The organism is Colwellia sp. KU-HH00111 (genome assembly GCF_040362745.1).
Taxonomy (GTDB): Bacteria; Pseudomonadota; Gammaproteobacteria; order Enterobacterales; family Alteromonadaceae; genus Colwellia.
In genome coordinates this window covers 154,056-175,632 of sequence record NZ_BAABWO010000004.1, presented here as the reverse complement: position 1 = coordinate 175,632, position 21,577 = coordinate 154,056, and the positions used below count along the sequence as shown (strand labels likewise).

Annotated in this window: 21 protein-coding genes; 16 read left to right on the top strand and 5 right to left on the bottom strand. The window is 39.2% G+C overall.

Translation table 11 applies throughout. The annotated features are described in order from the left end of the window. Nucleotides 1–15: 15 nt before the first annotated feature. Both ABXG98_RS09465 and ABXG98_RS09460 read right to left on the bottom strand, forming a co-directional pair. A complete protein-coding gene (locus tag ABXG98_RS09465) occupies nt 16–1,806 on the bottom strand; it encodes a thiamine pyrophosphate-dependent enzyme (protein ID WP_353538426.1) in 1,791 nt (596 codons plus the stop codon). Nucleotides 1,807–1,974: 168 nt separating this feature from the next. Further along, entirely contained in the window at nt 1,975–2,745 is a 771-nt protein-coding gene (locus tag ABXG98_RS09460; RefSeq protein ID WP_353538425.1) for a substrate-binding periplasmic protein, read from the bottom strand. 228 nt (nt 2,746–2,973) lie between these two features. Between ABXG98_RS09460 and ABXG98_RS09455 the strand changes: the two genes are divergently transcribed. The 14 genes from ABXG98_RS09455 to ABXG98_RS09390 all read left to right on the top strand — a co-directional run bounded on the left by ABXG98_RS09455 (nt 2,974) and on the right by ABXG98_RS09390 (nt 16,381). After that, on the top strand, nt 2,974–5,136 hold the full coding sequence (locus ABXG98_RS09455; protein ID WP_353538424.1) for a TonB-dependent receptor: 2,163 nt from the start codon (nt 2,974–2,976) through the stop codon (nt 5,134–5,136). Between the two features lie 138 nt (nt 5,137–5,274). Next, nucleotides 5,275–5,706, top strand: coding sequence for a hypothetical protein (locus ABXG98_RS09450; protein ID WP_353538423.1), 432 nt, complete (start codon nt 5,275–5,277; stop codon nt 5,704–5,706). Between the two features lie 110 nt (nt 5,707–5,816). Next, a complete protein-coding gene (locus tag ABXG98_RS09445) occupies nt 5,817–7,250 on the top strand; it encodes a COG3014 family protein (RefSeq protein ID WP_353538421.1) in 1,434 nt (477 codons plus the stop codon). A gap of 40 nt (nt 7,251–7,290) precedes the next feature. Beyond that, complete coding sequence (locus tag ABXG98_RS09440; RefSeq protein WP_353538420.1) at nt 7,291–7,734, top strand: YcfL family putative periplasmic lipoprotein; 444 nt, start codon at nt 7,291–7,293, stop codon at nt 7,732–7,734. A gap of 34 nt (nt 7,735–7,768) precedes the next feature. Next, the gene (gene lpoB / locus ABXG98_RS09435; protein ID WP_353538419.1) at nt 7,769–8,371 is read left to right on the top strand and encodes a penicillin-binding protein activator LpoB; all 603 of its coding nucleotides are present in this window, start codon (nt 7,769–7,771) and stop codon (nt 8,369–8,371) included. 21 nt (nt 8,372–8,392) lie between these two features. Beyond that, nucleotides 8,393–8,863, top strand: a complete 471-nt coding sequence (locus ABXG98_RS09430; protein ID WP_502901553.1) for an outer membrane lipoprotein — start codon at nt 8,393–8,395, stop codon at nt 8,861–8,863. 126 nt (nt 8,864–8,989) lie between these two features. Next, complete coding sequence (locus tag ABXG98_RS09425) at nt 8,990–9,886, top strand: MipA/OmpV family protein (RefSeq protein WP_353538417.1); 897 nt, start codon at nt 8,990–8,992, stop codon at nt 9,884–9,886. Then, entirely contained in the window at nt 9,876–10,307 is a 432-nt protein-coding gene (locus tag ABXG98_RS09420) for a DUF3019 domain-containing protein (protein ID WP_353538416.1), read from the top strand. The genes ABXG98_RS09425 and ABXG98_RS09420 overlap by 11 nt, the downstream gene beginning before the upstream one ends. A gap of 19 nt (nt 10,308–10,326) precedes the next feature. Beyond that, nucleotides 10,327–11,064, top strand: coding sequence for a response regulator (locus ABXG98_RS09415; protein ID WP_353538415.1), 738 nt, complete (start codon nt 10,327–10,329; stop codon nt 11,062–11,064). A 2-nt stretch (nt 11,065–11,066) separates the two neighbouring features. Then, on the top strand, nt 11,067–12,377 hold the full coding sequence (locus tag ABXG98_RS09410) for a sensor histidine kinase (RefSeq protein ID WP_353538414.1): 1,311 nt from the start codon (nt 11,067–11,069) through the stop codon (nt 12,375–12,377). Nucleotides 12,378–12,600: 223 nt separating this feature from the next. Further along, entirely contained in the window at nt 12,601–13,314 is a 714-nt protein-coding gene (locus tag ABXG98_RS09405) for a spondin domain-containing protein (protein WP_353538413.1), read from the top strand. 10 nt (nt 13,315–13,324) lie between these two features. Further along, nucleotides 13,325–14,086, top strand: a complete 762-nt coding sequence (locus ABXG98_RS09400; RefSeq protein ID WP_353538412.1) for a spondin domain-containing protein — start codon at nt 13,325–13,327, stop codon at nt 14,084–14,086. A 48-nt stretch (nt 14,087–14,134) separates the two neighbouring features. After that, nucleotides 14,135–14,878 (top strand): response regulator transcription factor, encoded by a 744-nt coding sequence (locus tag ABXG98_RS09395; RefSeq protein WP_353538411.1) that lies wholly within the window; start codon nt 14,135–14,137, stop codon nt 14,876–14,878. Between the two features lie 24 nt (nt 14,879–14,902). Beyond that, nucleotides 14,903–16,381 carry a HAMP domain-containing sensor histidine kinase gene (locus ABXG98_RS09390; protein ID WP_353538410.1) on the top strand — a complete coding sequence of 493 codons (1,479 nt, stop codon included), beginning with the start codon at nt 14,903–14,905 and terminating at the stop codon, nt 16,379–16,381. Nucleotides 16,382–16,422: 41 nt separating this feature from the next. Here the strand turns inward: ABXG98_RS09390 and ABXG98_RS09385 are convergent, their stop codons facing one another. Beyond that, complete coding sequence (locus ABXG98_RS09385) at nt 16,423–17,460, bottom strand: 6-phosphofructokinase (protein ID WP_353538409.1); 1,038 nt, start codon at nt 17,458–17,460, stop codon at nt 16,423–16,425. A gap of 146 nt (nt 17,461–17,606) precedes the next feature. Between ABXG98_RS09385 and ABXG98_RS09380 the strand changes: the two genes are divergently transcribed. Further along, a complete protein-coding gene (locus ABXG98_RS09380; protein ID WP_353538408.1) occupies nt 17,607–18,569 on the top strand; it encodes a hypothetical protein in 963 nt (320 codons plus the stop codon). Next, the gene (locus ABXG98_RS09375; protein WP_353538407.1) at nt 18,554–18,937 is read left to right on the top strand and encodes a hypothetical protein; all 384 of its coding nucleotides are present in this window, start codon (nt 18,554–18,556) and stop codon (nt 18,935–18,937) included. The genes ABXG98_RS09380 and ABXG98_RS09375 overlap by 16 nt, the downstream gene beginning before the upstream one ends. A 19-nt stretch (nt 18,938–18,956) precedes the next feature. Here ABXG98_RS09375 and feoB read toward each other — a convergent pair whose 3' ends face one another. Beyond that, entirely contained in the window at nt 18,957–21,089 is a 2,133-nt protein-coding gene (gene feoB, locus ABXG98_RS09370) for a ferrous iron transport protein B (protein ID WP_353538406.1), read from the bottom strand. Nucleotides 21,090–21,219: 130 nt separating this feature from the next. Then, the gene (locus ABXG98_RS09365; RefSeq protein WP_353538405.1) at nt 21,220–21,444 is read right to left on the bottom strand and encodes a FeoA family protein; all 225 of its coding nucleotides are present in this window, start codon (nt 21,442–21,444) and stop codon (nt 21,220–21,222) included. Nucleotides 21,445–21,577: the final 133 nt, after the last annotated feature.

Below are 21,577 nucleotides of genomic sequence, written 5' to 3'. Positions count from 1 at the left end.
CCATCAACACTCGCCTTACTCTGTTAAAGTTTGCCACTGTGTCATCGCCTCAGGCTGACCATTTTTAGCTTTGATATATAAATTCAGTAGTCTCATTTCATTGCTTTGTTTTGATTCAACCGGCTCAGCAAGTACTTCAATTAGTGACACACCAGCACGCTGCTGAAAATCTAAAAAGCAGCTTTTAAAGTCAGCTACTGTGCTGCAGGTTTGAGATTGGCCTTGGTAAGCTGAAATAATATGGTGTACATCAAAGTTTTCATCGTTGCAGTGATAAATTTTTCCATCACCACTTTTACCTAGATGGAAAATATTATTACGCATATAAATAATAGTAACATCGGTCTGATCCTTTAAAAAATGAATCAACTCGTTGAGCTGAAAATGAAAACCGCCGTCACCTATAATAACCACTGCACGCTCTTGTTTCGCACCATCGATACTTGCCTGTTCTTTTAGTCGTTGACTGACAACACGCGCATAGGGTAAAGCTGTTCCCATTGCGCCATACCATGGGTTAGTCAGCCAAGAGCGCCCTAACACCGATGCTCTTACCTTTAAGCTATAACTAGCAAAATAAGAGTTACCTACTTCTGGTAAGTACACTAATGGCATTGGCTGCTGCGCCTGAATTTCATTTAAAGTGCTTGCTAGGTTATTAAAGTCAATTTTATCGTCTGCTGGCACTGGCTCAACGTGCTCACTCAGTGGTTTAAAATCAAAGGTATTGATGTCACTACTAAGTAATAATTCAAACACCTCTATTAAATCTTTTTCTAATAAAGCGCCACCTTTCAACAAGGTTTTATTTGCAAAATCTTCAATACAATGCGTGCCGGTAGCAAACGCAACATTACTGTCTTGCGAAAAAATACTGGTGGCAACATCAATGACATAATCAACGTCTTTTTCAATGTAGTGTCGTCCAGCAGTTTCTGTAAATATCCCATTATAAGATCCTAAACATAAAGGCGCATATTCATCAAATAAGCCTTTGGCAAACCATGTGGTGGCATAGGGAATATTGAACTTCTGAGAAAATTCGAGAATAAGCTGTTTGAGTTTTTCGTTGTGCTTTAGTCTGTCACCAAGGTATAACAGCGGTTTTTTCGCGTGTTGTAATTTACCAACAATTATATCAGCCACTAACGGACTTCCCGATAACACATTATCACCCGAACAAATAGTTGCTTTATCGCTTGGCAAGGTCATGGGTTGAGTTTTTGAAGCAATTTGATCTCGAGGTATTTCAATAAAAACTGGTTGCTTATTTCTATAAGCTTCTGCCACTATTTGATAAAACCGTTGTCCGGCAAGATTCGGCTGGCCCGGTACTCGTTGGCCTTGTAGTCGCTCTACGCGCATTCCTAACGCTGAAAAAGCTTCTAGGGCATTATCATATTCCATTTTCCATGAAGCATTGGGGTGAATAGTATGGTGAATCGCTAATTGATTGACTTCACTCTCTGCCGGAGCTCCTGAAATAAATACCACAGGTAAACTCTCTGTAACCGCTAACGCTGCGGCACTGGTACAAGGTAAACTGCCAACCATATAGGTAGTTAAACAAAAGCCTATGCCATCAATTTCTGCTTGCGCACACGCAGAAAAACCAGCGTGCATTTCATTACTTGATGGGTAGACATCAACTTTTCCCTCCAACGCGCCAATAATATTGGCAGCAAAATCCCCGCCAACACCATAGATATGATTACCACCAAAAAACTTAATCACTTGGGCCATGGTATCGCCTAAGCTAGGCAGTTTCTCATTATAATCTTTACCAAAATTCATTTCATAGGGCATTATTTTTTCTCACACTTTCATAACTTTTATTGCGGTTACTCTAATATGAGGAATAAATAAATCTGTGATCAGGATCAAGTTTTTGTCTGGTGAAGGCAAGACAACTTTTTTCAGAGTGTTCTCTCTTGTTTACAGCCAGCGTAAACTACCTTGAATCTTTAGAGGAAGTTACTCAGAATTTATTGAGCCATAATGACGAGTATAAATCTTTTGGTATAGGGCTTTACCATTAATACGCTCGAATGCGCGATCATATCTTTTAGCAAGTGCTAAATGCTTAAAGTTTTTATGTTTTGAGAACAATGAATACAGCTTCATAGGTGCTTCAGGTAATCGAATAATTCTAATGCTATCGAGCAGGTTCATTTTACCAGCAACATAACTCATGTTCGCATAGATGGGTGAGTACGCCGCATCAATATGCCCTTTTAATAGTCTCTGAATGTTGCGCTCCCAGGTGTTATTCCCGTAAATTTCTGTAAAAACAATATCATTGCTTTTCATAAAAGGAGAAACAATGGCCCCTTTGACATATCCAATAGATAAATTAGCAATATCATCAACCGATTCAATTTGAGTAAGCGGGTGCTGATTTAAAACAGTAATCACCGGATGCATAGAAATATAACTATTACTGGGATAAGAAAAATCCTCAGCTCTTGCAGACGTGTGGCCAAATAATGCGGCTCCAGCAATTTGGCCCTCTTTCATCGTTTTAAGTATTCTAGCCAAAGGCATATTAACCAAGTTAAACGTGACGCCCATTGAGGGACCAATATGTTCAGTTAAAAACTCGGGTAAGGGCCCTTGAGCCTGGCCTTCTGCGTTTGCATAAATATGAGGACCTAAAACGAAATATCCCAAGGTTAAGCTTTCAGCTTTTGCTGTAGATAACTGTAATAAAAACAATAAAAGCAATAAGATGATGCTCCTTAGCATACTGTCTCCCTTGCTCTGACGCTACTCACTTAAGTATGAATGCTTTTTTTCATTTGGCAATAATTATTCACCCCCCCTCAGGCGTCTCATCCTGAAATGAAGTGGTTTGGCTATTTTACATTTTCTGACAAATCCCAACAGTTTTTGCACATTTCATTTACTGATTTAAACACGCTTAATTCCGATAATAAGCATCATATAAAAACAGTCGACACGACAGGAATCATCATGACATTAACTCGAATCAGCAAAGCACTCACATTAACCAAGAAGGCAATGCTCAAAACAAAAGAAAACAACGTCTATTTAAGCACAGTAGCGAGTGCGGTTATTTTTAGTTTGTATACTGCACCAGTCTTATCAGCTAAACAGCTTGAACAAAATACTGACCCTAGCAGCCTTAATTCTGCTGTAAAAAATGATAGTGATAATCCACATGAAGTTATACAAGTAATTGGTAGACGTAACCAAGCAAACAGTGAAATGAGTTCAGCAACAGAGCAACTAATGAGTGTTGCCGGCATTGGTAATGATCCGCTGAGTGCTGTTTATAGTTTACCCGGTATTGTTTACGCCGGAGGTGATACTGGCGCACCGGCAGTGCGTGGCTCTTCTCCTGACGATAATGCTTTTTATATTGATGATATGCCCGCTGGCTATATTTTCCATTTATTTGGCGACAGTATTTTTAATGAAAATTTAGTGCGTGATTTTAGCTTAAAGCCAGCAGCATTTGGCAGCGCCTATGGTAATGCTACCGGCGGTGTGTTTGATGTTAAACTGAGAGATCCACGCCATCAAGATATTGAAACAACGTTAGATCTTAGTATGTTAAAAAGCAGTATAATGGCCGAAGGCTCTGTCAGTGAAAATTCAGCTTTTTACCTTTCATACCGTCGTAGTCAAATTCATCTATTTTTACCCGAAGGTGAAGAAGATGAAGGCTATACCATTTTTAAAGCCCCGATCAGTGATGATTATCAAGCAAAATACCAATGGCTAATTGGTGACGCCCACAAACTTACGTTCAGTGCTTCAGGTGCCAGTGATACTGGCGGAGTTAATATTTCTGAGAACTCTGAAACAGGTCGCATTGATCCCGACGCGATTGGGGATTTAAAAATATCAACACGCTTTGATGGCCAAAATATTTCATGGCAGTACTATGGTGACGACCATAAAATGATGCACTTGATTCTAGGGCACAATGTCAACAACACCAAAGAGCAATTTGGCCAAGGACAATTTGCTGATGTAAATGAAGAAAGTTATGATCTGAGGTTTTTCTATCAACTTGCTTGGCTTGAAGATCACAAGCTAGGGTTTGGAATTGATTATAGTAAAACTGACGTTAAGTATAGCTTTGATCTTATTCCTTATTTCTGTACTGAATTTGATAGTGATTGTAATTTATTTAAAGGGGAGCGAATTCAAGACAACACATCGCTTACTGAGCAAAACATCGCTATTTATCTCGATGAAACTTGGGATATGAACCCTAACTGGCAACTTATTATCGGAGCAAGGGCAGAACGTAATGATTATACCGAACAAAGTTTTATTCACCCTCGATTTTCTCTTAACTGGTTAGCCAGTGATAACTTAACCATAAAAGCAAAGGCAGGAACTTATAGCCGCTTCCCTGATGTTGATACCGCGATAAAAAAATTGGGTAACCCCAAAATCAAATCGCCTAAAGCCACCCATTACTCACTTGGTTTTGAATATGATATCAATGACTTATGGTTTGCCTCCATTGATATCTATCATAAATCGTTAAGTGCGTTGCCCCGCTCTACCGATGCGCTAACCATAAATTCAGCCACTGATGAAGATTTACACTACACGGCAGATACTTCGGGCACAGCTCATGGCGTAGAATGGCTAGTAAGACGTGAGCGTCAAAACGGCTGGTTTGGTTGGGCATCATTAAGTTGGTCTCAAAGCGACCGTACCGATGATTTAACTAAGGCAACCACTGATTATTATCTTGATACCCCTTTGATTGCTAATGTGGTAGGAAATTATCAATTAAACGCTCGTTGGAACTTTGGCCTGCGCTTTACTCTGCGTAGTGGTGCTAAATACACACCGATCACAGGACTTAGAGAAAATCCAGATTATGACGATCATTATTTAGCAAATTATGGTGAAGTTAACTCAAAAACTTTGCCTGTCTACCATCGCTTAGATTTAGAGGCTAATTACAATACAACTTACGGGGGCTATGACGCACAATGGACCTTTGCTGTTATAAATGCTCTTGGTCAAAAAAATGTTTCAGGTTATTACTATGAGCCTGAGGATAACGATAGCCCAACTAGCTATAAAGTGAGCGGTGAAGAAGATATTGGCATATTTCCTTATATTGGTTTGAAGATGACTTTTTAATATTGGCAAGGATTACACTTTTTATTCACTATCACGCTTAAACCTAGGTCTATTTCTAGACCTAGGTTTAAGCTTAGTTGTCATAAAATATTAAAGATAACCTAACTCAATGTTATTTAAAAAAACCAGGAGATAACAATGAAAACTTTAATTTTAACGTTAGTATTTCTCACGGGTTGTTCGAGTCAAGGAATAGACAGAGCAAACCAAAACAAAATCACCAAAGAGTTCTTCGCTTTGGTAATCTCAGTTGAGCAGGTGAAGCTATCTTCAGAGCTGTCATCAGGTATTATTGGTGGAGCAACAATTGGTGTTCTTGATGAACTCGATGGTAATCATGAAGAAATGATTGCCGGTGGACTTGCTGGAGCATTGGTTGGCGGTTTATTAACAGCACTGTTTGAAGGCAACAATAAAGCGTATCAATATAAGTTAAATTCTGAGCAAGAAGGTGATTTTAGTATTATACAAAAACAGTACATTGAGACAAAAACCGATTGCGTAAAAGTGACAATAGCCAATAAAGCGTCAATATTAGCGGTGCCAGAAGATAACTGCAAAACACTTTAAATGGTATAATGTAGCTTTATTATGAATAATAATTAGCCGTGTCTTTATGTTGAATAGCAAGCAGCACTTTTCAAACACAGAAAATATAATAAATAAGATACCTTAGTTGTATGATAAATAGTTTCATTAAAATCGGCATATGTATAATAACATTACTATCACTTAGCGGTTGTAGTAGTGCCTCATTCAACGATTTATTTAGTCACTACAATCAACAAATGCTGGGTGTCAAACAAGCACAGCAACAGGGCGACTTTCAAACTGCCATCAAGCTAATTCCTTCACGTAGTCACAATAATGCCAGCTACGGGTTAAGCTTGCTTGAAAAAGCCCGTTTAGCATATTTAGCAAATAACCATGAACAAAGCCAAAAATATTTTGCACAGGCCTATTCGCTTATTCAACAAGCTCAACAAGCCGCTAAAATAGAGCTTAGTAGAAGTGTTGAAAATGTGGCAGCGGTATTGAGCAACGACAATGCTACTCGTTATGACATTCCGCTTTACGAGCAAAGCATGTTAAATAGCTACCAAGCATTGAATTATTTAGCTCAGCAAAATTTATCTGGCGCCTTGGTAGAAATAAGGCGTGCTAATTTAGTTCAACAACAGGCGTTAAAAGACCACGCTCATCTTATTTACCGCAGCGAAGAGAATATGACAAAGCAAGGGATAACGATGAACGGTTTAACAAACCAATACCCTGCAATGAATGAGGCAATTGGTCAGTTAAAAAATGGTTTTCAAAATGCGTATACTTTCTATTTATCTGCGCTAATTTATGACGCTGTAGGGCAATATAACGATGCCTATATAGACTATAAAAAAGCGCTAGAAATATACCCTAACAACTATTACCTTCAACAAGATATCTGGCGCTTAGCTAATAGTTTACAAATGACAGACGACATCAGCCAGTTTAAAAAAAGCTTTAGACGAGATGTTACCCTAGTTGACAATTTCACGTTAAAAAATCAAGGGCAAGTGGTAATTATTGTTGAAAATGGCATTGTACCTGCTAAACAAGAGCTGTCATTAAATTTACCGATTTACACTAGTCATAATGAGATGCGTTACTACAGTATTGCTGTCCCTAGTTATCAAAACTACTTGGAGGCATATACACCAGTAATGCTTAACTATCAGGGTAAACGTTATCAATCTGAAGAAATTGTGCGTATATCATCATTAGCGGCAAAACAATTAAAAGATCAGCTGCCAAGGTTAATAACCAGACAAATAGTGCGCTTGATCGCAAAAGAAAAAATAAGAAAACAGATGGAACTCAAAGGCGGTGATATCGGCAATATTTTTGCGAATATCTATAATATGGCAACAGAAAAAGCTGATACCCGGAGTTGGAGCACATTGCCCGACAGTATTCATATATTGAAGGTAAACCTTGACGCCGGCCAACATGAATTAGGGCTCAATATTAATGGCATACATCAAGGGGTAAACGTTACAATTAATACCAATAAAACCACCTTGGTTAGGCTTACAGCTATAGGTTCTTACGTTGATCATCAATCACTGAATTTATAGTATCTCTATTGAAAAATTATGTAAAAAACAGGAGCATCACATGAATAAGCAACACTGTATTATAGTCATACTAATATGCCTAACTCTAGCAGCTACTGGCTGTAAGAACCTACCACCGGTGACATCAGGGATAGGTAGTAGTCAAATACTTCCGGGGCAAGCGTACGCTGAGTACCTAAAAGTAGACAATGAAAAACTAGCAGCAAAGCTTTATATTAGCGATATTAAAACGCGAACTAATAATGATTTATTGGCAATAAACTTGAGCCTGAGCAGTCACTATAAAAAGTCGCAGCAACTACAATATCAATTTCAATGGTTTGATCAAGCAGGCTTTATTATTGAAGCTGGCAAAAGCCCTTGGCAACCACTCGAATTACATGGCATGCAAACCATAACGGTGGCAGGCTTAGCGCCAACAACACAAGTAGTAAAATTTAGCCTTTATGTACGTGAAGTACCTGAAAAGTTTTTTAAATATTAATCTCTATCGCATTGCATAGAATAAGGACAATATTATGAATAAATTAGTTTTCGCCACCGCCATCACTTTAGCGATGATTTCCCTGAGCGGTTGCACCAATAAATCAGTAGTACGTTATGGTGATGCGACAGCAGTAGAAACCAACGATATTAATTTTGGCTCAACTGATTTACAAACAGTTGCGGGTCAAATGACTGATTCTTTATTGCTATCACCCGTTGTTGGTACCTTAACAGCTAATACACGGCCAATTATTTTTGTTGAAAGTCTTAAAAACAAAACCAGTGAACATATTGATACTGAATCAATCACTGATTCTATTTCAACCAAATTATTACGCTCAGGAAAATTTCGTTTTGTCGATATGGGTCGTGTAAAAGCCGCGCAAGCGCAGATGGATTTTCAACATAGCAGCGGTATGGTAGATACCAGTAAAGCGGTCGCATTTGGTAAACAAGTGGGCGCGCAATATATGCTGTATGGCAACCTTGCTAGCATTGTTAAATCAAATAAAGACCAAGCAGATGTTTATTATAAATTTACCCTTCGTTTAATGGATTTACAAAGTGGCTTAGTTGAGTGGGCTGACGAAACTGAAATTCGTAAAACCAAAGGTAAAGAATATATTAGTTGGTAGAGTATTATGAAATCATTAACCATGAAAACCTTTGTTGTATTGGCTATTTTACTGGTGTTCAGCAGCATCAATAACGCCAACGCAGATTACAATAGAAACAAAGCGGTACCAGTTGAGAAGGTACTATTCGGCCATGTTATCTCTGTGCGTAACATTAGTTATGAAGAACTAACAAAAGATAGCAACAATGGCTGGCATACCTTTGGCGGAGCACTGGTTGGAGGCATTATTGGCAATCAATTTGGCGGCGGCAGTGGCAAAGATGTTGCCACTATTTTAGGCGCTATTATTGGCAGTTCTATGGCTAAAAATCGCCATCATCCACCTAAAAAAATCACCATAAACTTAGTTGAATTGATGATTAAAGTCGAAAGTGGTGAGCAATTCATGGTGATTCAGGATTTTGATAAAAACATGGTGTTTCATCCTGATGATAAAATCAGAATGATCTACCTTGCAAACAACACGGTCAGAATTGATAAACAACGCTAATTTTTTACACTTTTTAAACACTTTCAACACCTGCAAATGATAAGAATAGCAGTACAGTGTGGTAACCTATCAAGTTCTATTTGTTACTCACTTATTTGCTATCCTATGTTGAACAAGCTCACTGACATGCGCCATTTAAAAACTTTTTATAGCGGTTTATTAGGGCTGCTTTACTTAATAGTAATCAGCACCAGCTATGCTAACCAAGCGCAGAGCATCAACATATCCGACGCTAACGCCCCGATGGTCAAAGATGACTTTCAATGGCAATTTATGGTGGATCTTTCCCTAGTTGACAGCCAAATAATCTTAACAAATGTAGAGCAAACTGAGCCTTGGGACTATTTTCAATTAGGGCTATTGCTAGATATTTCCTATAAAGGTTTTTTCTTACAAACAAACTCTAGACGCTCTTCTACTGTTTTTGGTGGTGGTGAGTTTGGCTATCAAATTACCGTGCAAGACGATTGGCAACTTGATCTCATTATCAAAGGCTATATTCAAGGGTATAACCCTGCTGACATCATTAAAGATCAACAAGAAGACATCCCACAGCTTTCAGGGCTGGTGGTTCGAAACCCTACCGGTGGTATTGCATTACGCTATTCACATTTTTTTGATAACGCTGTTTTTTATGTCGACCTTGCTGCCGCTCGTGCTTTAGGCAATGACAATAGAGATGGTGCTCGAGGAATCATTGTCGATAGTTTTTATAGTTATTTATTGCCTTATCGTAATTGGGACTTCTATCTTGGTGCGGGACTTACCTATTATGAGCAAGCACTTGTTGACTATTATATTGGTGTTGATGCGAGTGAGGTGACTAACAGCCGTTCTTTATATGAAGCAAGTGGCGGATTTAGAGGGCAACTAGAAATTTACGCACAATACCCTTTATCGCAAAGCTGGTTTTTTAATGCCAGCGTCACGCAAAACTTTTACAATAACAAAGTAAAACAAAGCCCATTAGTAGACAAAAACCGGTTAACCCAATTAATGGTTGGGGTATTATATGTATTCTAGCGTTAGCAAAGGAATTGCACTGCTTTTTTATATAACCTTCACGCTGCCTATACCGATAGCTAACGCAGCAGAACACCCAGTAACTGTTGATGAAATTCAATTCAAAATGCAACCACAACAGTGCGTGACACTGCGCCAAGGGCGAGCGTGTTTTGCCACCATCACAGTACAATGGCAGAAAAACACACCGCAATCAGTCTGTCTATATCAACACAATAAGCAGCAGCTAGGCAATAAACAACCATTGCACTGCTGGAAACCAGATCGACAAGGTCTAACAACAATCGAATTTCAATCAACTAAGAGCCTAACTTACCAATTGCGTGCTCAAGAGAGTAATACCTTGCTTGCTGAAACAGAAGTTATGGTAGGCTGGCTGCATAAAAACACCAACAGAAGGCGTCACTGGCGTTTATTTTAATCATTGTACAGGTAACAGTATGACTACCATCTTATTAGTTGAAGACGATATTAGCTTAGCCAGCTGGGTAAGTGAATTCCTAACAGAGCAAAATTTTACTGTTATCCATCTAGCACGTGGTGATTTAGTGCTTGATAAAATTAATAACCATCCAATAGATTTAGTGCTCCTTGATGTTATGTTGCCCGGTTTAAACGGCATTGAAGTTTGTCGCCTTATTAGGCAACACCGCCAAGTACCCATTATCATGTTAACCGCCCGAGCCGATGAATATGACGAAGTTATTGGGCTTGAAGCAGGTGCTGACGATTATGTTATTAAACCAGTTAGGCCCAGAGCTTTATTGGCGAGGATCACGCGACAGTTATCCAATCAACAACAAGAAACCAATACAAAAAACATTATGACTTTCGGTGAACTCACCATAAACCAAGAGGCTAAACGTGTTACTTATTTAAAAAAAGAAATAGAGCTATCTTCGAGCTTGTTTTCCTTTTTAACTTTTTTAGCTGAACATGCAGGCACAGTGGTCGATAGAGATTCCGTGTTTCTAGCACTTAGGAAGCGTGAATATGACGGTTTAGACCGACGCTTTGACGTAATGCTATCCAGTTTACGAAAAGTCTTTAATGATGATCCATTAAAACCCAAAAAATTTAAAACCATTTGGGGCAAAGGTTATTTGTTTGTTGCCGATGCTTGGGGAGCAGATGTTGAAATAGAGCAAATACAACCCACGAACAAGCAAGAAAGCTAACCATGCGCGGCCTTTATCTAAGTATTATGTTTACAGTACTCGGCTCCCTGTTTTTTGTCGGTTGGGGGTTAGATAAACTCGCACAGCACGCAGGTTCAGGCCAAGACGGTAAACAAGAAAACCAAATCACCCTACTCTATCGCCAGTTAGCACAAGGGTTAACGCAGCAACTTAACTCGCTACCTGAAACAGCTCTAACAACTACCGTGCATCAATTTCAGCAGCAATATCAAATCCCTAGCCATCTTGTTCTTAGTGCTGATATTGCTTTGCCTAACACCTTATTAACTCAACTTGAGCATGATGGTAGCCTGTTACTTGCCTCACAAAATGACCAATATTTATTGGGAAAACTTGATCAGCATCCAACCTATATGTTGCAACTGCACTTCCCTTTAGAGCAAGAAGAAAGCCAACCTTTTCACTACGTGTTGACCATAGCTTTATATTTGGGTATTTGTGCCATCGTGCTTTTATGGGTGTTTCCGTTAAGCAGACGATTATTTTTATTAAATAATGCCGCAGCAAAAATTGGCAATGGCCAGCTAAATGTTCGCATCGCACCCAGTCGGTTTTCTTATATAAAAATGCTAGAAAACAGCTTTAATACTATGGCCAGTCAAATTGAAAAATTGGTTGCCGACAACAAAATTCTCGCTCGTAGTTTATCTCATGATATCCGCACGCCCATTGCTTGCTTACGCTTTGGTTTAGAAGCCGCACTTGACAGTAAAACCTTGGCTAAGAAAGATAATTACCTCACGCGTATGGATAACGAAATAACCAACATGGAAGATATGACTAGCGCTTTTCTCGAATACGCTTCCATGGAACGTCAAGCCTTTCACTTAAATAAACAAAATACCGATATCAAGGCATTAATAAACTCAGCCATTGACGATTGCAGCATATTAGCTCACAAAAAAAACATCTCGGTACGCCTAGTATCAACAACACCAAATATTCAATGCGCTGTTGATAATCATTGGTTTTATCGCGCGCTAGTTAATTTAATCAGCAATGCGATTGGCTTTGCCAATAAACACGTTCTATTGAGCCTCAGTTACCGCAACCAAGCACTGATATTAACCATAGAAGATGATGGTAAAGGGATTGCAAGCGACAAGCTTGATGTGATTTTTACGCCCTTTGTTAAGCTAGAAGCCGAGCGCTCACGTGAACAAGGTCACTTTGGTTTAGGATTAGCCATATGCGTTAAAGTTATTGACTGGCATCAAGGCACCATTACTGCAAGTAATGCTCAAAAATTACCGGGTGCCTGTTTTACCGTAACGCTTCCTACTACTCTCTAACCTGCGAATCCCGAACTAGTAAATTAGCATGTTTTCATTCCTTTAGTTCTCCATAATTTTGTGGTGAATTTTGTTGTGGTGAATTTTGTTGTGATAGTTTCGTGATAATTAAGTAATCAAACCGTGATAAGTCCGTGATCTTGTCGTAACAACTCCCCTGCATACTTTCCATTGAGTTCTAAAACAAACCGAAAACAACACTTAAAGAGAAGGTATCCCTGTCATGAAAACAATAACCAGAAACATCACAACTTTACTTAGCGTTAGCGCAATAGCTTTTACAAGCTCAGCTGCTATGGCGCAAGACTTATCAATTACCATCACTAACTTAACACAAGGCTTACACTTTACCCCTGTAATTACTGCAGCACACACCAGCGACAATCATATGTTTATGATTGGCACTGCGGCAACAGCTGAGCTACAAGCTATGGCAGAAGGTGGGGATATTTCAGGTTTAGCAAGTATATTAACTAACGCCGATGCCAATATTAGCGAAAACCCAGCTGGCGGGTTATTAGCGCCGGGCATGTCTACGAGTTACACCTTAAGCAATGATGCAGCCAATACGCATTTGTCAATGACCACTATGGTACTTCCTTCAAACGACGGTTTTGTTGGTTTAGATAGTTGGAAAATTCCAACCGAGGCTGGGACATACACAATAATGTTAAATGCTTATGATGCCGGAACCGAAGCCAATAACGAATTAGTAAACGGTGGCGGTGCTCCTGGTGTGTTAGGTATTCCAGCCGCGCCCGGTGGCGACTCAGGTAGTAATGGCACAGGCGTTACCGACACAGAAAGTAACACTATGATTCATATTCACCGTGGAAGTTTAGGTGATGATATGTCAGATGGCGGTAACAGTGATTTAAATAATAGTATTCACCGTTGGTTAAACCCTGTTGCAAAATTAACCGTGACTATTCAATAAGGAGTAAATCATGTTGAGCCTTTCTTTAAAAAATATAAACTTTTTGCATCTTGCCAGCAATAGCGCAGCAACTAAACGTAAAACGCTGTTGGCTACTTCCTTGCTACTCGCTCTATCTGCTTGTGGTCACGATGATGATAAAACAATTGAAACACCAACACCGCCAACAGCTCCAGCTGAATACAGCTACAGTGTTACCTTAACTAATTTGACTTACGCACAACCCTTATCCCCACTTGGCGTTGTTCTACATGCTGACACCAAAATGTGGACAGTAGGTCAAGCCTCTTCTGTTGCCTTAGAAAAATTAGCCGAAGGTGGCGACAATACAGATTTCATTGCCGATACGGCTGCACTGGCTTCAAACAGTGGCGATGGTGTAGTTTTACCGGGAACAGCAAGTACGATAGAAGTATCGACAACCGACCGAAATGCAACTTTTTTTACTGCGGCAACCATGTTAGTGAATACAAATGATGCTTTCTCTGGTCTAACTGGTATAGATATTTCAACAATGGCAATAAATGACTCTACATCCTGGAACTTAGCTGTTTTTGATGCGGGTACAGAGGCCAACACTGAAATGATGGGAAGCATTCCTGGGCCTGCAGATGGTGGGGTTGGTTTTGATGCAATTCGTGATGATGTTGACTTTGTTGCCTATCATTCAGGGGTTGTTAGTCAAGATGATGGATTATCTAGCTCAGTTTTAACGCAGGCACATCGTTTTGATAACCCAGCGATAAAAATAACTATAACACGAATAAAGTAAGGTGAACTTGGCCAGTTAGCTTGGTTCTACTTACTAACTGGCCAAAATATGAAAGACAAAGTTTTAATTGTTGAAGACGAATATGATATTGCCAATTTAATTCAAGTGCACTTATCAGAATTAGAAATTGATAGTGACATTTGTTGTCATGGGCAGCAGGGTTTAGAGCAAGCACTAAAACAAAACTATCAACTAGTGATGCTTGATGTGATGTTACCAGGCACTAATGGTTTAGATATTTGTCGCCAGTTAAGACAAGAAAAACCGTTACAGGCTATTTTAATACTGACATCAAAAACATCAGAAACCGATAGGATTTTAGGACTTGAATTAGGGGCTGATGACTACATGACCAAACCCTTTAGCATTAGAGAACTACAAGCAAGAGTGCGTACTCAATTAAGGCGTGTTCATGCTTTAATAGAAAGAAGCAATGGGATTGTCAATGAATCCAGCAGCCAAAACGCCCAGCAACAAAATGGCAGTACATGCTTGGGCAAGCTGTTAGTGGATCAACGTTATCATCAAGTGACATACAACGACAATGCCATAAACTTAACAGCAACGGAATTTGAATTACTCGACTTTTTATGTAAAAACCCTGACCAAGTATTTTCCCGTTCGCAACTATTAGACGGTGTTTGGGGTTATAACCACAGTGGCTACGAACACACAGTTAATTCTCATATCAACCGATTACGCAATAAATTAGAAGAAGATTGCGCCGAGCCGAAAATAATCCAAACCGTATGGGGCGTGGGATATAAATTAAACTCTGCTGGCGTTCATTAAGCACTATTACAATTGAGTTACTCTATGAAAATATCACTATATCAAAAACTTGCTTTATCAGTGTGCGTCTCCTTTATGGTACTAGCATCATTGCTTTTTTATTGGAGTAATTCATTAGCAGAGCATTCAAAATTTCAAGCCGAGCAAAAACTACATATTCAACTGGCTGAACATTTAGCCCACGATAATCCCTTGCTGCAAGATGGGGTTTATGACAAAGCCGCATTAGAGAACTTGTTTCATACCCTGATGCTATTAGGCCCTGCGTTTGAGTTTTACTTTCTTGATCCTGCTGGCAATATCATCACCTATTCTGCCGAAGCCAGTAAAATAAAGCGTAAGAATGTTGAATTAAGTCCCTTAGTCAATTTAATTGCAAACCCTACTGCTGTGCCAGTTTTTGGTGATGATCCACGTGACTTAAACAAGCAAAAAATTTTTTCAGCCGCGCCTATTTATCGTGGTGACAATTTGCAAGGCTACTTGTATGTCATTATTGGTGGAGAAATTTATGACTCTATTTTTAGCCAAGTTAAAAATGATGAGCACCTGCAACAATTTGGAGCGCTATTTATTGGCGCAGCTATGCTATTGCTACTGATTTTATTAGCCGTGTTTCGTTATTTCACTGCACCTATTAAAAAGTTAGTGACTGAAATGCAAGCACTCAAATCGGTCAAGTTTGATCAAAATAAGGTAACCCTCAGTCATTGGCAAACGAATCAACACAATGAAATTGATATGCTCGGAAATACGTTCAATTCAATGGTTGAACAAATCAATCAGCAACTGAGCCAATTAACCGAAAATGATCGGGTCAGGCGAGAGCTGTTAGCGCATTTATCCCATGATTTACGCACCCCATTAGCAACTATGCAAGGATATATTGAAACACTCGTCATCAAAGGTGAAGCTGTTGAGGAGCCAGAACGTACAAATTACCTCGCAACGGTGCAACGCAATAGCATGCAATTAAAACGATTAATCGACCAAATTTTTGAACTTGCACATCTAGAAGACGGTCAAGTTAGCGTTAACTTAGAAACCTTTGCCATTGGTGAGTTACTACACGACATCATGGCAAAGTTTTCACTTAAAGCAAAAAGTAAACATATCCGTTTGAGCTTACAGCCCCAACAATGCCGTTTTATTGTTTACTCAGACATAGCTAAACTTGAACGTATTATCACTAATTTGTTAGAAAATGCCATAAGACACACTGATAAAAATGGCGAGGTTGCTATTATTGTTAGCCAACACACAGACAAAATAAAAATTTGTGTTACTGATAACGGCTCAGGTATCAGTAAAGAAGATATCGCCTATATTTTTGACGCACGCTATCGTGCTAGCAATGCGATAGAAGATAGTACTACCCATGCAGGTTTAGGGTTAGCGATTAGTCAAAAACTCAGCAAAATCCTTAACTCTGAGTTGTTCGTCGACAGCAAACTCGGCCAAGGCAGTCGCTTTTCATTATCGCTACCGTTAGTCTCTCATTAATCACAGTGCTAGCGACAGCCCTATTAAAAAAGGCAAGTGTACTAATACTGATTTTGCGCGGTTAAGGCTAAAATGTTTTCTTGCGCATCAACGAGTTGTTTATTCACCATTTTATGATGTTTGACCGCTTGCGCTAATGCAATATGACAAATAGCGCTATGTTGCTCAGCAATCATAATACCTGTCTCACCATCAATAATAGCTTGCATGGCAGCAACACCCATTTTAGTTGCTAGTAATCTATCCTTAGGGACTGGCGAGCCGCCGCGTTGAATATGCCCCAACACACAGGCAGTACACTCAATGGCGGCTTGTTGTTTCAACTCTTTTGCTAATTCCATAGCCCCTCCGGGCCATAAATTTTCGGCAATGACTATAATATAACTACTATGGCGATTTTCTTGTGCGCATTTAATTTCATCAGCCAGTTGTTGCAGTTTTGCCTGCTTATCATCAACTGAGAAATTCTCAAAAGAAAGCACTTGTTCTGCACCACAGGCAATGCCAACATTAAAAGTAATATGACCACTATGACGGCCCATTAATTCAACAATAAAAACTCGCTCAAACGCATCGGCAGTATCACGAATTTTATCAATGGCCTCAATACCGGTATTAACCGCTGTTGCAAAACCAATAGTAAAATCAGTACCATCAAGATCATTATCAATAGTACCGGGAATGCCAATTAATTGTCCCTGCCAATGCTGTGCTAAAGAGAGCATGCCATTAAAAGAGCCATCACCACCAATAACCACCAAAGCATCAATATTATGTGCAGTTAAGGTTTTAGCGGCTTGTTTAATACCTTGTTCGCTATACATTTGCTGACAACGAGCACTTTTTAAAATAGTGCCACCGCGATGAATGATGTTACTAACATCATCTAAGGTTAACTTGATTGTAGGTTGAGTATTATCAGCGCAAACTAGACCATTAAAGCCATGATAAAACCCAATGACGTCAATGTGATAATGATGGGCAGCTAGTACAATTGAGCGAATAGCTGCATTCATTCCTGGCGCATCGCCACCACTGGTTAAGATCGCAATACGTTTATGTTTTGCCCTACTAGTCATACCGATATTCCATTTTCTCAAAAACACTTAATTTAAGAAAACTATATCAGCCTAGCAGAAAAATCGCTTTGTTTTTTTCATACTGTTTTGATAGGATAAGCGTCCTATTTAATTGGATTAAATTATCAACTCAACAAGGATATGAAATGAGTGAAGTCATTCTCTGTAATAAACCGTTTAACGCCTCCCTTTTTAAACAACAATGCGCTATTGACACCGACCCTGTTGGCTCGTGTGACATGCCTGAATTATCATTGCTAAAACCCTATAGACCTTATCAATTAAAACCCAGTCAAAACCACTTGTCACGCTCGTTAGTTAATCAATTATCGGTAGGTAATAGAGCCAAAACCATCACGGATTTTTCATTGGCAATGGGTAGCGAAGCAGTAACTGCCTTAGCCAAAGTAAAAGACGACTTTAAAAATCAAGAATCTGCTTTTATTGGCTCAGGGGTAGGAGTGGCAAGTAGTCGTTTAGACGGTTTTGCTAAAGCAGTTAAAAGATATGAAGAGGCATTAAATCGTTACCAACAGAATAAAAACACAGGTAATCGTATGCATGTTAAAATGGCATATAATAAAATGTCATTACAATTCAGCCGTGAATTTAATCACGCGCAAAATCAAGCAACAAATGCTAATCGCTCACCTTTATTTAACATGAAACGAGCATTAAACATTGCCAAAGATAGTCGCAATGAGAGCAGTATTGCTAAATTACAAGTAACGAACCAAGCACAAGTTAACTCATTAGCGCGCTTTGGAAGCCACGCTAAATTTCTAACAAATAACCTTGCAGCGATTGATTTTACTTCTCGTAGCGCAGGTATCATTAACACGGCGAAATATGGAGGCAACTGGCATAAAGAAATGTTTGTTGAATCCAGTGGTTTTGCTGCAGGTGGTGGTATGGGCATTCTTGCTTCTAGGGTCGGTTTTGGGCTTGTTAGTGCTTTACCAATGGTCGCTGCGTTAACACCTATGGGATTAGTTATATTAGTAGGTGTAGGTTTAACTGTGGCTAGCATGTCAATTCTAACAGACAGTGGCTCTAAGGAACTTGCAGAAAGTTACTATGACAGCATTATGAAATGGTTGCTAAATTAATGGTTGTATATAAATGGATAGAAGGATTTGCTTTTTTTGGCATGTTATTCAGTTGCTTACTATGGGTGATATTTGCTTGGGTAACTATGCGAAAACTGCGTAAAAATCCTGACATCAAAAATAATTTGGGTATGGAGTTAATTAGTGGTTACGATGCTTTTAATGTCGCTCATGCACTTGTTTTTGATAAATATAGAAATAAGAAAGTAAAGTCTTCACTTGATGTTTTTGATGCTGACTTACCTTTGATCTATAAGCATACTACAAAGTTTGATAGGTTATTGGCACGAGTTTTTTATCTCTTAATGCTGTTATCAGGTTCTTTATTATTTTTAGTTAGTCTTATTAATTTTTTCATAAAACAATAAATGCTAACAGTAAATAGTATTAAGAGTAACTAACCGACACAGGAATCGTTAGCACCTTACTACCTTTATGTTTCAGCCAGAAGTAAATCCCAACAAAACTCACAAATACACCAACAATATATATACTGGAGAGCAAAGGTGTCGCTAAAAAGTTACCTACTTGGAAGCACAAGGTTGCCATTAAATAAGCCAGCACAAAACTCCAAATAGCGGCAAAACCTGCCCAGCGCGCGCCCACTTCATTTTTGATTGCGCCCATAGCTGCAACACATGGCGTGTACAACAAGATAAAGAGCAAATAACTAAATGCACCTAACTGACCAACAAATGCAGCTTGCATGACTTGATAAGTGGTTAATTCAACTTGTTGTTCTTGAGCTACCACCGCTAAATCACTTAAATCTCCTACATCAATCCCTAAAGGATCATCAGGGGCTATACCTAGTAAGTTTTCTTTAATGCTGGCGGTTGCCTCATGCCAACTAGCGATTAACGAAGGCTCGGCCCCATCTTCAGAAGAGGTTGGCGAATATAAACTATTAAACGTTGCAACCAAGACTTCTTTAGCAAAAATACCGGTAATTATACCCACACCGGCTTGCCAGTTATCTTCTTTTATACCCATAGGTGCCAATACTGGCATCACCACCTGTGCGCTTTGGCTCAATATTGATTGTTCACTGTCTTGGTGTCCAAAACTTCCATCAGTGCCAATAGAATTAAAGAAATTAAGTAAACACACCACAATAACAATGGTTTTACCCGCGCCAGTAACAAAGCCATAAGTACGCTGCCAAACACGTTTAGTCATTGCGCCAAAGCGAGGCACTTCATAAGGCGGTAACTCCATAATATTCAATGAGCTAGTACCACAAAGTACCGTTTTCTTTAATAAAAACCCGGTAAAAATAGCGGCAGCAATACCGATTAAATACAATAAAAACACTAAGTTTTGGCCACTATCAGGGAAGAAAGCGGCAGCAAATAACGCATAAACAGGTAAACGCGCACCACATGACATAAAGGGTGCCATCATAATGGTAGTAATACGCTCACGTTCACTATCTAGCACGCGTGCCGACATGACCGCAGGCACAGTACAGCCAAAACCAACAATTAGCGGCACAAACGCTTTACCGGGTAAACCAATTTTTTGCATCACACTATCAACAACAAAAGCAGCCCGAGCCAAATAGCCTGAGTTTTCTAACAACGACAAACCGATAAATAAACAGGCAATCACTGGAATAAAGGTAGCCACCGTTTGTATACCACTACCAACACCTTCAACAATGGTAAGCACCCACTGCGGCAAGCCTAAAGGGTCAAGGTAGTGCAATGGATAATCAACAAACAAGGTACCACTTAGAATATCAAAAAAGTCGATAAATGCACTGCCAACATTAATAGCAAACATAAACAGCAAATACATCATGGCGAAAAACACTGGGATACCGACCACAGGGTGGAGTACAACATTGTCTAATGTATCAGAAAAACTCGCACCACCACGTTCACTACTAACTCTTAAAAGTAGATCCGCAATGTAATCTTGCCTTGCTTGAATACTTGCACTGGTTTCAGTAATGACAGGTCGACCTTGTTCAGCTTGTTCTTTGTCATTAGTGTGAGTAGCAGTTGGTACTTGTAATAACGCTTGCTCGACTTGCACTAAAGCGTTTTTATGTTGGGCACTAATAGCCACAACCGGACAGCCTAACTCATCACTTAACTTGTTAATATCGACCGTTTGATGTTGTTGTTTGTCTGTTTTATTAAGCACTACAATCATAGGCATGCCTAATTCAAGTAGTTGTGTTGTTAAATAAAGGTGACGACTTATTTGATTGATATCGACCACATTAATTAAACAATCAATATCATTTTTTTGAATGAACTGCTGCGAAATTGTTAAGTCTTGTCCTTGCTCGCCACGCTGGGTAAGAGAGCTTAAACCGGGTAAGTCAGAAAGAAATGCATCAACACTATTGAGTGTTAATTGTGTTTTTTTTGCCGCAACGGTAATACCAGAAAAATTACCAACATTCTGTTTAGCCGCATTTTTATCACGAGATGATAATAAATTAAAAAGCGTGCTTTTACCTGAATTAGCAAAACCAACCAGCGCATAATGCCGACCAGGTAATGGCATGGAATTCTGTGCACACGACGAAGAATTAGAACAACAACTCATGAAAATAACTCGTATAACGTTTACTGAAGGTCAGTTAATTTAACTTAATATAAATGCACAGTAGGGGCAAAATCAAATGCGCAAGCAACTAGGCAACAGCCACCTGAATTTGCTCTGCAATAGCACGTTGAATGCTGATTTTAGTATTGTGAAGTTTATACGCTAAAGGGCCATTAAAAGGTGCCTTGTGGGCAAGTGCGACTTCAGTGCGTAACGAAAAACCTTGCTCTAGTAATTGGGCAGATAACGCTTCATCCTTGGGTAAGGCACAAATTTTAACAACCTGATTTTTTGCTACATCAACTAAAGTCATTTTATTACCTTTCTCAGTGCACTTATCATGGCGAGATTTAACTAACTTGCATGATCAGTAAAATACCTAGGGGAACTCTCATTCTTAATGAGAATTACTATTATTTGCATTTTACACTGAGATTGATAAAGAC

Excerpts from the sequence above, each read along its gene's own strand:
- ABXG98_RS09465 (WP_353538426.1), bottom strand. The coding sequence starts at position 1,806 with ATGCCCTATGAAATGAATTTTGGTAAAGATTATAATGAGAAACTGCCT.
- ABXG98_RS09460 (WP_353538425.1), bottom strand. The coding sequence starts at position 2,745 with ATGCTAAGGAGCATCATCTTATTGCTTTTATTGTTTTTATTACAGTTA.
- ABXG98_RS09455 (WP_353538424.1), top strand. The coding sequence starts at position 2,974 with ATGACATTAACTCGAATCAGCAAAGCACTCACATTAACCAAGAAGGCA.
- ABXG98_RS09450 (WP_353538423.1), top strand. The coding sequence starts at position 5,275 with ATGAAAACTTTAATTTTAACGTTAGTATTTCTCACGGGTTGTTCGAGT.
- ABXG98_RS09445 (WP_353538421.1), top strand. The coding sequence starts at position 5,817 with ATGATAAATAGTTTCATTAAAATCGGCATATGTATAATAACATTACTA.
- ABXG98_RS09440 (WP_353538420.1), top strand. The coding sequence starts at position 7,291 with ATGAATAAGCAACACTGTATTATAGTCATACTAATATGCCTAACTCTA.
- lpoB (WP_353538419.1), top strand. The coding sequence starts at position 7,769 with ATGAATAAATTAGTTTTCGCCACCGCCATCACTTTAGCGATGATTTCC.
- ABXG98_RS09430 (WP_502901553.1), top strand. The coding sequence starts at position 8,393 with ATGAAAACCTTTGTTGTATTGGCTATTTTACTGGTGTTCAGCAGCATC.
- ABXG98_RS09425 (WP_353538417.1), top strand. The coding sequence starts at position 8,990 with ATGCGCCATTTAAAAACTTTTTATAGCGGTTTATTAGGGCTGCTTTAC.
- ABXG98_RS09420 (WP_353538416.1), top strand. The coding sequence starts at position 9,876 with ATGTATTCTAGCGTTAGCAAAGGAATTGCACTGCTTTTTTATATAACC.
- ABXG98_RS09415 (WP_353538415.1), top strand. The coding sequence starts at position 10,327 with ATGACTACCATCTTATTAGTTGAAGACGATATTAGCTTAGCCAGCTGG.
- ABXG98_RS09410 (WP_353538414.1), top strand. The coding sequence starts at position 11,067 with ATGCGCGGCCTTTATCTAAGTATTATGTTTACAGTACTCGGCTCCCTG.
- ABXG98_RS09405 (WP_353538413.1), top strand. The coding sequence starts at position 12,601 with ATGAAAACAATAACCAGAAACATCACAACTTTACTTAGCGTTAGCGCA.
- ABXG98_RS09400 (WP_353538412.1), top strand. The coding sequence starts at position 13,325 with ATGTTGAGCCTTTCTTTAAAAAATATAAACTTTTTGCATCTTGCCAGC.
- ABXG98_RS09395 (WP_353538411.1), top strand. The coding sequence starts at position 14,135 with ATGAAAGACAAAGTTTTAATTGTTGAAGACGAATATGATATTGCCAAT.
- ABXG98_RS09390 (WP_353538410.1), top strand. The coding sequence starts at position 14,903 with ATGAAAATATCACTATATCAAAAACTTGCTTTATCAGTGTGCGTCTCC.
- ABXG98_RS09385 (WP_353538409.1), bottom strand. The coding sequence starts at position 17,460 with ATGACTAGTAGGGCAAAACATAAACGTATTGCGATCTTAACCAGTGGT.
- ABXG98_RS09380 (WP_353538408.1), top strand. The coding sequence starts at position 17,607 with ATGAGTGAAGTCATTCTCTGTAATAAACCGTTTAACGCCTCCCTTTTT.
- ABXG98_RS09375 (WP_353538407.1), top strand. The coding sequence starts at position 18,554 with ATGGTTGCTAAATTAATGGTTGTATATAAATGGATAGAAGGATTTGCT.
- feoB (WP_353538406.1), bottom strand. The coding sequence starts at position 21,089 with ATGCCATTACCTGGTCGGCATTATGCGCTGGTTGGTTTTGCTAATTCA.
- ABXG98_RS09365 (WP_353538405.1), bottom strand. The coding sequence starts at position 21,444 with ATGACTTTAGTTGATGTAGCAAAAAATCAGGTTGTTAAAATTTGTGCC.